Here is a 13582-nt window from a genome sequence, read left to right as displayed (position 1 = left end):
ACGGAGTACCGCCTCTCGCGAGCGGGTGGGAACGGTCCGGTGTGGAGGGTGTCGGGGATCGGCCGGCGGTCAGCCGTCGCCGAGCAGCGGCAGGATCTGGTCCAGCGCGTACGGGACACTGAGTACGGTGCTGAACGAGAGCGCGGCACCGAGCGGCGGGTTCTCGTACGGCAGGAAGACCGCCCGGTTCTGCTTCGCCACGTCAAGGGTGGCGTAGACCTTGTCCGCCTTCACCCTCGGCTCGGCACTGGCGTCCGAGGTGAGGAAGAGCAGCTTGTCGACGTCGACCAGGTCGAGTCGCTCGGAGCCGATCTCGGCGGCGTACTCCTTGCCGGCCGCCTGCACGATCGTGTCCGGCACGGTGAAGCCGAGCTGGGTCATGAAGACCACCTTCGGGTCGCTCGGCGCGAAGACCGCGTACTTGCCGGCCTCGTACGGGTCGACCACCGCGACGGACCTGCCGGCGAAGCCGGGGTGTTCCTGCCGGGCCTTGGCGAACCGGGCGTCGACGTCGGCGATCAGCTTGTCGGCCTGCTCCGGCCTGCCCAGCGCGCGGCCGGCCGCCCGGGTCATCTCCTGCCACGGCGCGGCGTAGTCGGCGAAGCCCTTCGGCTGGGCGACGGTCGGGGCGAGCTGGGAGAGCTTCTGGTACTGCTCCTGGGTCATCCCGGAGTAGAGCCCGATGATCAGATCCGGTCGCAGTGCCGCGATCTTCTCGAGGTTGTAGTCGTCCCGCTCACCGACGATCTCCGGCGGGGTACTGCCCCAGAGCTGCTGCGCCCAGGGCCACTTGCCGTACGGCCGCTCCAGGAACCAGTCGATCGCGCCGACCGGTACGACGCCGAGGGCGAGTACCGGGTCCTGGTCGCTGAGCCCGAGCGTGACCACCCGGGCGGGCGCCTTGGTGATCTCGGTGCTGCCGTACTTGTGTTCGACCGTGACCGGGAAGGTGCCGCCGGCGCTCGCCGACGGGGCCGGGTCGGCGCCGTCGTCGCCACCGCCGCAGCCGGCCAGGCCGAGTACGAGGACGGCCAGCGCCGCCGTCAGGCGGGCGACCGGCCGTGGACGCATCGTGCGGGCAGGTGTCGTGGACATCGGCTCCTCTTCGGTCTCTCGGGTGTCCCGTCGCGCGGTCGGCGGTCGGGCGGAAATCGGTCTCGGCGCGGGACTCGGTCTCGGTGTGGGAATCGGTCTCGGTGTGGGAATCGGTCTCGGTGTGGTCTCGGCGCTCCGCGCCGGCTCTGGAATGCGGCTCGGAACCCGGCTCGGAATGCGGTCGCGCGGCGTCGGGCGACGGTCGCCTGGACGTCGGGCACGGCACCGGCGTCCGGCTCCGATGACGGTGATAGTAAGGTAATCCTTACCTAACCTCAACCGCTCCGCCAGAGAAGGGCTCTCCCCAACCGGCGAGGCCGTCAACTAAGGTATACCTACCCTAAGATGCGAAACCCCTGCACGTTGCCGGCGGACGGGACCCGAGCCGCCCGCGGAAGAGACCCGAGGACCGCGTGACGACCGACCAGGCAGCACCGGTGAGCCGACCCGCGCCCACCCGGACGACGGGTCACCGACCCACCCGTCCGGTCGGGCTCTTCCTGGTCGCCACGACCGTCCTGATCGTGCTGTGCCTGCTCTCCGTCGCGGTGGGCAGCCGGCAGATCCCGCTGGACCAGGTGGTGCAGACCCTGCTCGACCGGGCCGGGGCACGGTCCACCGACCCGCAGATCGAGGCGATCGTCTGGGGCGTACGCCTGCCGCGCACCGCGCTCGGCCTGCTGGTCGGGATGGCGCTGGGCCTCTCCGGCGCGCTGATGCAGGGGCTGACCCGCAACCCGCTCGCCGATCCCGGCCTGCTCGGGGTCAGCGCCGGTGCCGCGCTCGGCATCGTCGTCGCGATCGCCTGGTTCGGCATCGCCACGCTCTACGGCTACATCTGGTTCGCCTTCGCCGGTGCCCTGCTGGCCAGCGTGGTGGTCTACCTGCTCGGTGGGCTCGGCCGGGGCGGCTCCACCCCGGTCAAGGTGGCACTGGCCGGGGTGGCGATCACCTTCCTGCTCAACTCGGTGACCAGCGCCGTCGTGCTGCGCGACCCGGAGGCGCTGAACCGCTACCGGTTCTGGGCGGCCGGTTCGCTCTCCGGGCCGGACTTCGGCACCATCGGCCAACTGCTGCCGTTCCTGGCCGTCGGTGTCGCACTCGCCCTCGCCGCCGCCCCGGCGCTGAACAGCCTCGCCCTCGGCGACGACGTCGCGGCGGCGCTGGGCCGCCGGGTCGGACTGGTACGCCTGCAAGGCACCCTGGCGGTGACCCTGCTCGCCGGGGCCGCGGTCGCGGTCGCCGGGTCGATCGTCTTCGTCGGCCTGGTGGTGCCGCACGTGGCCCGGCTGATCACCGGCCCGAACCACCGCTGGCTGCTGCCGTTCACCATGGTGCTCGCGCCGAGCCTGCTGCTGCTGGCCGACATCGTCGGTCGGGTCGTCGCCCGGCCGAGCGAGGTCGGTGTCGGCATCATCGCCGCGTTCATCGGTGGTCCGTTCTTCATCATGCTGGTCCGGCGCCGCCGGCTCGCGGAGCTCTGATCGGCGTGACCCTCCTCGACCTGCGCCGCACCGGCGGGCGTACCGCGTTCCGGATCGGCCGGCCAGCGGTCTCCGGCGTACTCCGGGGGCGGCTGCTGACCTGCTGCCTCGGGCTCGCCGCACTGTCCTTCGTGGTCTTCTGCGTCGGCATCGCCACCGGCGACTACCCGGTCAGCCCGCTGCGGGTGGTACCCGCGCTCTGGGGTTCCGGCGACCCGGGCCAGGTTTTCATCGTGCGGGAGCTGCGGCTGCCCCGGGCCCTGACCGCCGTACTCGCCGGTGCCGCGTTCGCGGTCTCCGGGGCGATCTTCCAGACCATCACCCGGAACCCGCTGGCCAGTCCGGACATGATCGGCATCAACGCCGGGGCCACCACCGCCGTGGTCGCCGGCATCGTGCTCGGTGGCGCCGGGCTGAGCCTGCCGGCGCTGGGCCTGACCGGCGGGCTGGTCACCGCCGCGCTGATCTACCTGCTGGCCTGGCGGCGCGGCGCCACCGGCTACCGGATCGTACTGGTCGGCATCGCGGTCTCCTGGATGTGCGCCAGCGCCACCGACTACCTGCTGACCCGGGCTCAACTGACCGAGGCACAGGCGGCGCTCGGCTGGCTGGTCGGCAACCTCAACGGTCGCGGCTGGGAGACGGTCGGCCCGCTCTCGGTCGCGGTGCTGACCCTGCTGCCCGCCGGGATGTTGCTCGGGCGCTGGACCCGGACCCTGCACCTCGGCGACGAGGTGGCCCGGGGGCTGGGCACGCCCGTCCAACTGGCCCGGCTCTGCCTGGTGCTCGTCGGCGTCGCGATGGTCGCGTTCGCCACCGCCGGGACCGGGCCGGTGCTGTTCGTGGCACTGGCCGCACCGCAGATCGCCCAGCGGCTGGCGGGGCTCTCCGCGCCGCCACTGCTGGCCTCCGCGCTGACCGGGGCGTTGATGGTCTCGGCCAGCGACCTGGTGGCCCGCTGGCTCATCCCGGACGTCGACCTGCCGGTCGGCGTGGTGACCGGGGCGCTCGGCGCGGCGTTCCTGCTCTGGCTGCTCGTCCGGACCAACCGCGCCGGTTCTGGAGGCTGACGTGACCGTGGAACTGACCATCACCGACACCGGACTCGACGCCCCGCCGCCGAGCGCCGCCGACCACCCCGAGCTGCGGGCCGAACGGCTGCGCCTGGCGTACGGCGAGCGGGTGGTCGTCGACGACCTCGACCTGGTAATCCCGGCGGGCCGGATCAGTGTGATCGTCGGCGCGAACGCCTGCGGCAAGTCCACCCTGCTCCGGGCGCTGGCCCGGCTGCTCAACCCGACGGCCGGCAGTGTCCAGCTCGACGGCCGGGCGATCCACTCGCTGCCCACCCGGCAGGTGGCCCGGCAGGTGGGGATCCTGCCGCAGGCACCGGTCGCGCCGGACGGCCTGACCGTGCTCGACCTGGTCGGTCGGGGCCGCTCGCCGCACCAGACCTGGTGGCGGCAGTGGTCGCCGGACGACGAGCGGGCGGTGACCGAGGCGCTCGCCGCGACCGGGGTCACCGAGTTGGCCGACCGGCCGGTGGACGAACTCTCCGGCGGGCAGCGCCAGCGGGCCTGGATCGCGATGGCGGTGGCCCAGCAGACCCCGGTACTGCTACTGGACGAGCCGACCACCTTCCTCGACCTGTCCCACCAGATCGACGTACTCGACCTGGTGGTGGATCTGAACCGGCGGGACGGCCGGACAGTGGTGATGGTGCTGCACGACCTCAACCAGGCGTGCCGGTACGCCGACCACGTGATCGCGATGAAGGGTGGTCGGATCGTCGCGCAGGGCGAACCGTCGACTGTGGTCACCGCCGACCTGGTCGACGAGGTCTTCGACGTCCGCTGCGAGGTGAGCGTCGACCCGCTGACCGGTACTCCGCTGGTGATCCCGACCAGTCGGCACCATCCCCGGCCGCTGGTGCCGGTGGCCGCCGGCGCCTGACCGGTCCTCCGTCGAGCCGACCGAGGACGGGACCTCCGGCGGCCACCGTTCCGAGCACCCGAGGGCGACGGTCAGGCGCTGGCGCAGGTCGTCGTCGCGAGGTACGGCCCGGTCGTGCTGCCCGGGTAGTACGGCGTGAGCGTGGTCGCCGGCCGGGTACCCGCCGGGCAGGTCTCGGAGAGCACCCAGCGCGGGGTGAACGGGTCCGGCGCGCACTGGTAGATCCGCTGGTCGTGGTCGACCGGATAGCGGCCGTACAGCCGGAGACCGTCGGCGCTGCACGGCTGTGCCTGCGCGGCCTGTGCTGGAACGGCGGTGAGCCCGACCGCCGCGCCGGCCCCGACCAGCGCGAGTACCGCGAGCCTGATGGCGAACCTCTGCATGGATCCTCCCCTTTCCCCACTCCCATCGATGATGAGATCGTTGGGATATTAAACAAAATCGATGCGGGCGAGCACAACGAACCTGTGTCCGGGTGGGACAGGGTTCGCCGGACGGGGGAGACATGGAACGTGGCATCGGTCGGCGTCGACTCATCCGAAACGGCGGCGTGGCACTGGTCGCGGTGCTGCTCGACGTGCCGGTCCCGGCCGGCGCCGGCACCGCCGACCCGGCCGGCCGGTTTCCGTTCCAGGACCCTCGGCTGCCCGACGGACAGCGGATCGACGACCTGCTCGGCCGGCTGACGCTGGACGAGAAGCTCGCCCTGCTGCACCAGTCGCAGCCGGCCATCCCCCGGCTGGACATCGGCTACTTCAAGACCGGAACCGAGGCCCTGCACGGGGTGGCCTGGACCAACGACGTCGACGACAACTGGAACGTGGTGACCGCCACCGAGGCCACCGTCTTCCCGCAGGCGATCGGCCTGGCCAGCACCTGGGATCCGGACCTGGTCCGGCGGATCGGCTCGGCCGTCGGCGACGAGGTACGCGGCCACCACGCCGCCGACCCGACCGTCTGGGGCCTCCAGGTCTGGGCCCCGGTGGTGAACCTGCTGCGGGATCCCCGGTGGGGCAAGAACGAGGAGGGCTACTCCGAGGACCCGCTGCTGACCAGTGCGATCGCCACCGCGTACGGCCGAGGGCTGAGCGGGGACCACCCGGATCGACTCAAGACCGCGCCGGTACTGAAGCACTACGCGGCGTACAACCGGGAGGCGGAGCGGAGCCTGACCTCGGCCAACCTGCGACCACGGCTACGGCACGAATACGAGGACGCGGCTTTCCGGCCGGCGGTCGCGGCCGACGCTGTGACCGGGGTGATGGCCGGCTACAACCTGGTCAACGGCCGCCCGAGCCACGTGAACCCGGACTTCGCCGAGGTGATCCGGTCGTGGACCGACCGCGACCTCTACCACGTCAGCGACGCCTGGGCCCCGCACGCGTTGACCCTGTTGCAGGGCTACTACGCCGACGAGACCGAGGCGTACGCGGCGATGCTCCGGGCCGGGCTGGACAGTTTCACCGTCGACGACGGGCAGCCCGGGCCGATGGTGGCCACCCTGCGGGACGCACTCGACCGGGGACTGCTCACCGTCGCCGACGTGGACGCCTCGGTCCGGCGGGTGCTGTCGATCCGGCTCCGGCTCGGTCACTTCGACCCGGACGGCGGCCCGTACGCGGGGATCGGTCCGGAGGTGATCGGCAGCCCCGCGCACCGGCAACTGAACCGGGAGGCGGCGGAACGGGCGATGGTGCTGCTGCGCAACTCGGCCGGTACCCTGCCGCTGGACCCGACCCGGGTCCGGAACGTCGCCGTGATCGGCCCGCTGCACGACGCGCTCTACGGCGACTGGTACGGCGGCGCCCTGCCGTACCGGGTGACACCACTGGCCGGGATCCGGGAGCGGCTCGGCGACCGTGTCACGGTGACCGGGGTCGAGGCGCTCGACCGGGTGGCGCTGCGCGAGCTGGCGACCGGGCGGTACCTGACCGCCACCGGCACCGCCGCCGGGCAGAACATCGTCGCCGCGACCGGTCCAGCGACCGAGGCGGCGCACTGGGACCAGAACGACTGGGCGGGTGACGTCAGTACGCTGCGCAACGCCGGCAACGGGCGGTATCTGGCCGGCAACTGGGGGCCGTACCACACCGCCGAGGCGGAGATCGGCGGCTGGTTCGTGCCGCAGCAGTTCGCGCTGGAACGGCAGCCCGACGGGGCGTACCTGATCCGGTACGCGGGCTACGAGACCAACGAGAGCTGGTGGCCGTACCCGGGAACGTATCTGACCGTGAGTGCCGACGGCACGGTCGGCACCGGGGAGCGCGCCCTCGCCGCCCGGTTCGGCCGGGAGGTGGTGCGCAGCGGCGCCGCCACCGCCACCGCGGCGGCTGCCCGGGCCGACGCGGTGGTGGTCGTGGTCGGCAGCCATCCGCTGGTCTACGGCCGGGAGAACTCCGACCGGCGGAGCCTGGCGCTCGGGGCCAGCCAGTCCGCGCTGGTCGAGGCGGTCACCTCGGCCAACCCGACGACGGCGGTGGTGCTGGAGACCAGCTATCCGGTGACGCTGGCGGCCGAGCCGGCGACGCTGCTCTGGACCACGCATGCCGGGCCGGAGACCGGCCGGGCGCTCGCGGGCACGCTCTTCGGCGACCGCAACCCGGGCGGGCGACTCACCCAGACCTGGTACCGCGCCGACGCCGACCTGCCGCCCGACCTGCGCGACTACGACATCATCCGGACCGGGCAGACCTACCTCTACCACCGGGGAGAGCCGTTGTTCCCGTTCGGGCACGGCCTCTCCTACACCCGTTTCCGCTATGGCGAGCTGCGCACCAGCGCGCCGACGGTCGGGCCGGACGGCACGGTGACCGTGACAGTGGAGGTGACCAACACCGGCCGGCGGACCGGGGACGAGGTGGTGCAGCTCTACACCCGGCAACGCACCTCCCGGGACCGGATGCCGCTGCGGCAGCTCCGCGCCTTCCAGCGGGTGACCCTCGCCCCCGGCCAGACCCGGCGGGTGGCGTTCGCCGTCCGGGCGGCGGAGCTGGGGCACTGGGACGTGACCCGGGACCGCTGGGTGGTCGAGTCCGCCGGGCACGACCTGCTGGTCGGCGGCTCCGCGACCGACATCCGGCAGCGCGGCACGCTGCGGGTGCGCGGCGAGACGATCCCGGCCCGGGACCTGTCCCGGCCGACCCGGGCGGAGAACTTCGACGAGTACGCCGGGATCCTGCTGGTGGACGAGTCGAAGGTGCGCGGCACCGCCGTCGAGGGTGCCGGCTCCGGCGGCTGGATCGCGTTCGCCGGTACCGCCCTGGAGGCCCGATCGGGCACCCTCACCGTCCGGGCCGCCAGGTCCGCGCCGGGTGACGGCACCATCGAGGTACGCCTCGACTCGCCGACCGGTCCGCTGCTCGGCCGGGCCACCGTGCCGAGCACCGGCGACCGGTACGCCTACACCACCGTGCACGCCACACTGGCCCCCACGGCCGGGGTCCGGGACGTGTACCTGCGGCTCGACGCCGGCCTGCGGGTCAGCGAGTTCACCATCGGGCCGCCCGCCTGAGGTGAGGCGTCAGGGCATCGGGGGCGGCCTACCGAGGCGTCAGGGCATCGGGTGCGGCTGTCGGAGGGCCGCCGACCGAGGCGTCAGGGCATCGGGTGCAGTCCCTCGTGCCGGACCGTCCAGCTTCCGTCGTCGGGAAAGCCCGGCGTGGGTCGGCCGGCGTCCGCGTCCGAGCCCCGGGCCATCAGCGCGACGGCGGCCAGCAGCCCACCGTTGCCGGGCAGGTAGACCGGGAGCGCGGCGGTCTGCCGGTTGTGCCCGTTCGGCAGGTAGCCGTTCTTCGGTTCGGGTCGCAGCAGCGCGTCGACGGCGGCCTGCGGCTCGCCGAGCCGGGTCGCGGTCATCGCGATGGCCGGATAGTCCCAGCCCCAGGTCGACGGCCAGTCCCAGTCGGCCAGTACGCCGTGCAGGGTGGCCCGCATGACCTCCGGGTCGACCAGCTCGGTGGGTGGGACCAGGCCGAGCGCGTACAGCATCGACGGATGGTCGTCCCGGACCGTGTACGGCGGCACGTCGACGGCGGCGTAGACCCCGTCCCGGACGTGCGGCCGGACCAGGTCGGCGGCGACCTTCTCCCAGGACGGCTCAGGGGGAAGGCCGAGCCGGACCCGCCAGCGCTGCGCGATCCGCAGCCCCCAGCACCAGTACGCCAGCTCGAAGGTGGGATTGCGCAGGGTCTCCCGGACGTCGGCGTACGACTCCTGGGCCGGGACCAGTGGCGGGCCGAGCTGGAAGCCGTACTCGCCCCGGACCGGGTGGTCGGCCATGAACTCCGCCGTGCCGAGCACGACGTCGGCGTACCGCCGCAGCGCGGCCTCCGGGTCGGTGCTGGTACGCCGGACCAGCTCGGCGAGGAAGATCGGGTGCGGCTGCTGCCAGAGCAGGAACGGCCCGATCGGGCTCGGACTCTCCCGGCCGTCCGGGCCGACCTGCTTGGGCCAGCGGGCACCGGCACAGCCCTGCCGGCGGGCGGTCTCCCGGGCCCGGGGCAGGATGCCGGCATACCAGCCGAGGCTGCGTTCCAGCAGGCCGGGCCGGCCCCAGAGCGGGAAGTGCGCCCCGTGCCACCAGTGCATCTCCAGGTGGAACCGGCCGCGCCAACTGTTCACCATCAGGCCGGTCTCCTGCGGCGGCAGCGAACCGGCGCAGTGCACCGCGGTCAGGTATTGGGAGAGCACCACCCGCCGTTCCAGCTCGACCGCCCGCCCGTCCCGGCTGTCGGCCAGCTCGACCGCGCCACCGCCGGTCCAGAACGCGGGCCAGTGCCGGGCGGACGCGGCGGCCACCTCGGCGAAGGTCGGCAGCGCGGTGCCGGCCGCCGAACCGGCGCCGGGCGCGAACGCGACGACCAGCTCGACGGCGGCCAGCCCGGTGCTGACCAGGAACTCGTGCCGGCCGACGTGCAGGATCCGGGCGCCGTCCGGCAGCCCGATCCCGACCGAGTACGCGGTGTCGTCGAGTACCCGCCGCAGCACCGCCCCGTCCGGGCTCGGGCGGAGCGTGGAGGAGTGCGCCTGCGGCCGGGACCAGTCGGCGGCGTTGCTCCACTCCTCCGAGCCGTACGGGAAGGTGATCCCGACCGCGAGACCCTCGGCGAGCAAGGCCGACTCGACGCGTACGGCGAGGACGTCGCGGTCCGGGTGGCAGACCGTGTCGACCCGCACCGGGCTGCCGGCCAGCCGGAACCGGCTGCTGATGGTGCCGGTCCACAGGTCGAGTCGCTGGTGCGGATCGGTCAGCTCGGCCGGCTCGGCTGCCCGGGTGGTGATCCCGGAGCCGGCCGAGCGGGCCGTCCAGACCAGCCCGATCCGGCCCAGGTCGAGCCGGTGCGGATTGTTCCGCAGCCAGGACTCGGCCGGCGACTCCGGGGCTTCGGCGGTGCCGGAGAGTGCGCCACGCATGTCGACGTACTCGACCGGGCCGCGCGGCGTCGGATAGGCCCGACAGGTCTCCGCCAGGTCGTACGCCCGCCCGCCCGGCACGCTGTGCCAGCCCCACTGTGCCTGGGTGCCGAGCAGCGTGCCGGGCGTGCCGGTACCGCCGGGATTCTGCACCGGGTAGTACTCCGGAAAGGTCTGCAATCCGGTGACGTCGACGGTGTAGCAGAACTCGCCGTTGCCGACCGAGAGCGGGGATTCCGGCAGGATGCCGGTCAGCTCGACGGCGTGCCGGTCGACGAGGGCCCGCCGGTCGATCCGGGGCCCGCCGCGCGCCGCCGGTCGGCCGTCGTTCCCACCCCGGTCGGCTGCGGTCTTCTCCCGATCGCCGCCCCGCTCGGAGGCCGTCACCTGCCGACCCCCGCCCCGGTCGGACCGCGTCACTTGCCGATCGCCGCCTCGACCTGCTTGACGAACTCGTCGGCGGCCTCGGCCGGGGACTTGCGGTCGAAGAGCACCTCGGCGTTGAGCCGTTGCAGGATCAGCCGGGTGTCGGTGGAGCCGGTCGGCCCGATCACCAGCGGCGGTCCCACCTGCGGGGTGACCTTCTCGATGAACTTCGCCTGGGCGGACTGGTCCGGGTTGAGCCCCGGCAGCACCGCCGAGAGCACCTCGGAGTTCGCCGGGATGCCCCGGTCGGTCAGGATGATCTTGCCGGCCTCCGCGCTGTTCACCAGGAAGTCGACGAACTTCGCCGCCTCCTTCGGGTGCTCGGTCCGGGCGTTGACGGTGTAGATCTGGGACGCCTGCAACCACATCCCCGGCTTCTGGGTGCTCTCCCCCGGCGCCCGCAGCAGTTCCAGCGGCTGCCCGGAAGCCTTGCGCAGCGAGCCGAGCTGGTTGCTCCAGTCGAACTGCATCCCGGCCAGTCCCCGGCCCATCAGGGTCTGCTCCGGGGCCGGCTGGCCCTCCAGTTCGGTGGTCACCGAGGCCGGCGGGGTGGCGCCGGAGTCGCGCAGCCCGACGGTCGTCGTCCACCACTCGGTGATGGTGTTCCGGCTGATCGCGACCTTGCCGTCCGGAGTGTAGAGCCCCTCGCCGCGCTGCCGGGAGTAGAGGTCGAGCATGTCGGCACTGCTCGGGTCGGCCGCCCCGTAGGTGCCCTTCGGCGACTTCGCCGAGATGTCCCGGGCGATCCGGGCGAAGTCGTCCCAGGTCCACGTGCTGTCGTCGGGCAGCGGCACACCCGCCTTCTGGAACACCGCCGGGTTGACCACCACTGCGAAGGTGTTGACCCCGGTCGGTACGCCGTACTGCTTCTCCTCGAAGCGTCCGTTGCCGAGCGCGGCGGCATCGATCTTGTCGGTCCTCAGCTCGTTCTGCACCCGGGCCAGGTCGAGCAGCGCGCCCCGGTCGCCGTACTCCCGGGGGTAGGCGCCGCCCAGCGTGATGACGTCCGGCGCGTCACCGGCCGCGACCTCGGTGGCGAGCTTGTCGAAGTACGCGTTGAAGTCGGCCGACGAGCCGCTGACCTTGATGTCCGGGTTCTGCGCCTGGAAGGCGTCGATCACCTTCTGGGTGGCCTGGGCCCGGTCGTTGTTCCCCCACCAGGAGAAGCGCAACTCTACGGGCCCGCTGTCCCCGCCGGAGTCGCCGCAGGCGGCGACCGAGAGCAGCAGGGTGGCGGAGACGGCGACGGTGCTGAGGCGGGTCCGGACGGATCTGACTCTCATCGGAACTCCTTCGCTGACGGTGGGTGTAGCGATGGGGTGGGTATGACGATGCGGTGGGTGGAGCGGTGGGTTGGAACGGTTCACTTGAGGCCGGTCGTAGCCAGCCCCTGCGTCAGATAACGCTGCCCGGCGAGGAAGAAACCGAAGATCGGTGCCAGTCCGACGACGGACATCGCGAACAACTGCCCCCAGGCGGTCTCGCCCTGACCGTCCATGAAGGACCGGAGCGCGACCGGTACGGTGTAGAGGTCGGGGTTGGTCAGGAAGATGAGCTGGCTGAAGAAGTCGTTCCAGGTCCAGATGAAGGTGAACAGCGCCGAGGTGGCCAGCGCCGGTACGGAGAGCGGCATGATGATCCGCCAGTAGATGCGTACGTGCCCGCAGCCGTCCATCCGGGCCGCCTCGTCCAACTCCCTCGGCAGGGAGCGGATGAACTGCACCATCAGGAAGATGAAGAAGGCGTCCGTGGCGAGGAACTTCGGCACGATCAGCGGCAGGCTGGTGTTGATCCAGTCGAGCTGTGAGAAGAGGACGTACTGCGGCACGATCAGCACGTGGATCGGCAGCATCATCGTGGCGAGCATCGCGGCGAAGAGGATCCGCCGGCCCCGGAACTCCAGCCGGGCGAAGGCGTACGCCGCCAGCGAGCAGGAGAGCAGGTTGCCGACGATCGAGGCGATGGCGATCACCGCCGAGTTCCACAGGTAGTGCTGGAACGGGTGCTCCAGCGCCGTCCAGCCGCCGGTGTAGTTGCCGAGGTCGAACTCGCGGGGCCAGATCGACGGGTCCCGGAAGATGACCTCGGTCGGCTTGACCGAACTGGAGACCATCCAGAGCAGCGGATAGATCATCACGACGCCGAAGACGATCAGCAGGGCGTGTTTGGAGATCCGCCGCGCGGGCGGGTCGGCCCGGGCCGCCGGCCGTACGGCGGCCCCGGTGGTGGTGGTCAGGTCAGTCACCGTAGAACACCCATCGCTTGGCGAAGAGGAAGTTGAGGCCGGTCAGCACGGCGATGATGACCAGCAGGGTCCAGGCCAGCGCGGACGCGTAGCCCATCTCGAACGAGCCGAAGCCGCGCTCGTAGAGGTAGAGCGTGTAGAGCAGGGTGGAGTCGGCCGGGCCGCCGCTGCCGCCGCTGACCACGAACGCCTGGGTGAAGCTCTGGAAGGCGCCGATCATCTGGAGGATCAGGTTGAAGAAGATGATCGGGGTGAGCAGCGGGATGGTGATCCGGAAGAACTGCGAGACCGCACCGGCGCCGTCGACCGAGGCCGCCTCGTAGTACATGCTCGGGATCTGGCGGAGCCCGGCCAGGAAGATCACCATCGGTGCGCCGAACGTCCAGGCGTTCAGCACGACCAGCGTGCCGAGCGCGTAGTCCGGATGGGACACCCAGCTCACGCCCTCGACGCCGACCTTGGCGAGCAACTGGTTGACCAGTCCCTCGCTGCCGAAGATCTGCCGCCAGAGGATGGCGATGGAGACGCTGCCGGCCAGCAGCGACGGCAGGTAGTAGACCGAGCGGTAGATGGGCAGTCCGCGTACGCCCCGGTTGAGCAGCATGGCCAGGCCGAGCGCCAGGGCGAGCTGCAACGGTACGGAGACGAAGACGTACTGGACAGTGACCAGCAGCGACTTGTGCAGCCGGGAATCCTCCAGCATCCGCTGGTAGTTCTCCAGCCCCAGCCACTCCGGCGGGCTGAGCAGGGTGTAGTCGGTGAAGGAGAGGTAGAGCGAGGCCAGGATCGGCCCGATGGTGAAGACGACCATCCCGACGATCCACGGCGTCAGGAAGCCGTACGCCACCCGGGTTTCCCGGCGACGCGGCCCGGACCGTGCGGTGCGGCTGCCCGTGCGATCGCTCATCAGAGCACCCTCCGGGGAGATACGTCGCGGGTGGAGCCTCGGTGCCCGCCCGTCATGCCC

The 13582-nt window shown here is 71.9% G+C and carries 10 protein-coding genes; 4 read left to right on the top strand and 6 right to left on the bottom strand.

Translation table 11 applies throughout. The features are described from left to right. Positions 1-69 precede the first annotated feature (69 nt). Entirely contained in the window at positions 70-1095 is a 1026-nt protein-coding gene (locus Pma05_RS06995; protein WP_239311817.1) for an iron-siderophore ABC transporter substrate-binding protein, read from the bottom strand. Between the two features lie 437 nt (positions 1096-1532). Here Pma05_RS06995 and Pma05_RS06990 point away from each other — a divergent pair, with 437 nt between their 5' ends. The 3 genes from Pma05_RS06990 (at position 1533) to Pma05_RS06980 (ending at position 4532) form a co-directional block, all read left to right on the top strand. Then, positions 1533-2579, top strand: a complete 1047-nt coding sequence (locus Pma05_RS06990) for a FecCD family ABC transporter permease (protein WP_239311815.1) — start codon at positions 1533-1535, stop codon at positions 2577-2579. Between the two features lie 5 nt (positions 2580-2584). Next, on the top strand, positions 2585-3649 hold the full coding sequence (locus Pma05_RS06985; RefSeq protein ID WP_203856455.1) for a FecCD family ABC transporter permease: 1065 nt from the start codon (positions 2585-2587) through the stop codon (positions 3647-3649). A 73-nt stretch (positions 3650-3722) separates the two neighbouring features. Continuing rightward, positions 3723-4532, top strand: a complete 810-nt coding sequence (locus tag Pma05_RS06980) for an ABC transporter ATP-binding protein (RefSeq protein ID WP_203856545.1) — start codon at positions 3723-3725, stop codon at positions 4530-4532. A 71-nt stretch (positions 4533-4603) separates the two neighbouring features. Here the strand turns inward: Pma05_RS06980 and Pma05_RS06975 are convergent, their stop codons facing one another. Beyond that, positions 4604-4915, bottom strand: a complete 312-nt coding sequence (locus tag Pma05_RS06975) for a hypothetical protein (RefSeq protein WP_203856454.1) — start codon at positions 4913-4915, stop codon at positions 4604-4606. A gap of 122 nt (positions 4916-5037) precedes the next feature. Between Pma05_RS06975 and Pma05_RS06970 the strand changes: the two genes are divergently transcribed. Continuing rightward, positions 5038-8043 (top strand): glycoside hydrolase family 3 C-terminal domain-containing protein, encoded by a 3006-nt coding sequence (locus Pma05_RS06970; RefSeq protein ID WP_203856453.1) that lies wholly within the window; start codon positions 5038-5040, stop codon positions 8041-8043. Positions 8044-8126: 83 nt separating this feature from the next. On the opposite strand, the gene Pma05_RS06965 is transcribed toward Pma05_RS06970, so the two are convergent. The 4 genes from Pma05_RS06965 to Pma05_RS06950 form a co-directional block, all read right to left on the bottom strand. Beyond that, complete coding sequence (locus Pma05_RS06965) at positions 8127-10331, bottom strand: hypothetical protein (protein WP_203856452.1); 2205 nt, start codon at positions 10329-10331, stop codon at positions 8127-8129. A 29-nt stretch (positions 10332-10360) separates the two neighbouring features. Further along, positions 10361-11653, bottom strand: a complete 1293-nt coding sequence (locus tag Pma05_RS06960; protein ID WP_203856451.1) for an ABC transporter substrate-binding protein — start codon at positions 11651-11653, stop codon at positions 10361-10363. Positions 11654-11733: 80 nt separating this feature from the next. Further along, the gene (locus Pma05_RS06955) at positions 11734-12615 is read right to left on the bottom strand and encodes a carbohydrate ABC transporter permease (protein WP_239311813.1); all 882 of its coding nucleotides are present in this window, start codon (positions 12613-12615) and stop codon (positions 11734-11736) included. After that, positions 12608-13522, bottom strand: coding sequence for a carbohydrate ABC transporter permease (locus Pma05_RS06950; RefSeq protein ID WP_203856450.1), 915 nt, complete (start codon positions 13520-13522; stop codon positions 12608-12610). Before Pma05_RS06950 ends, Pma05_RS06955 begins: the two co-directional genes overlap by 8 nt. Between the last annotated feature and the right edge of the window lie 60 nt (positions 13523-13582).

This window comes from Plantactinospora mayteni (genome assembly GCF_016862935.1).
Classification (GTDB): Bacteria; Actinomycetota; Actinomycetes; order Mycobacteriales; family Micromonosporaceae; genus Plantactinospora; species Plantactinospora mayteni.
The sequence above is the reverse complement of the archived record's forward strand: the minus strand, read 5'-3'. Positions and strand labels throughout refer to the sequence as shown.

Excerpts from the sequence above, each read along its gene's own strand:
- Pma05_RS06995 (WP_239311817.1), bottom strand. The coding sequence starts at position 1,095 with ATGTCCACGACACCTGCCCGCACGATGCGTCCACGGCCGGTCGCCCGC.
- Pma05_RS06960 (WP_203856451.1), bottom strand. The coding sequence starts at position 11,653 with ATGAGAGTCAGATCCGTCCGGACCCGCCTCAGCACCGTCGCCGTCTCC.
- Pma05_RS06950 (WP_203856450.1), bottom strand. The coding sequence starts at position 13,522 with ATGAGCGATCGCACGGGCAGCCGCACCGCACGGTCCGGGCCGCGTCGC.
- Pma05_RS06970 (WP_203856453.1), top strand. The coding sequence starts at position 5,038 with ATGGAACGTGGCATCGGTCGGCGTCGACTCATCCGAAACGGCGGCGTG.
- Pma05_RS06975 (WP_203856454.1), bottom strand. The coding sequence starts at position 4,915 with ATGCAGAGGTTCGCCATCAGGCTCGCGGTACTCGCGCTGGTCGGGGCC.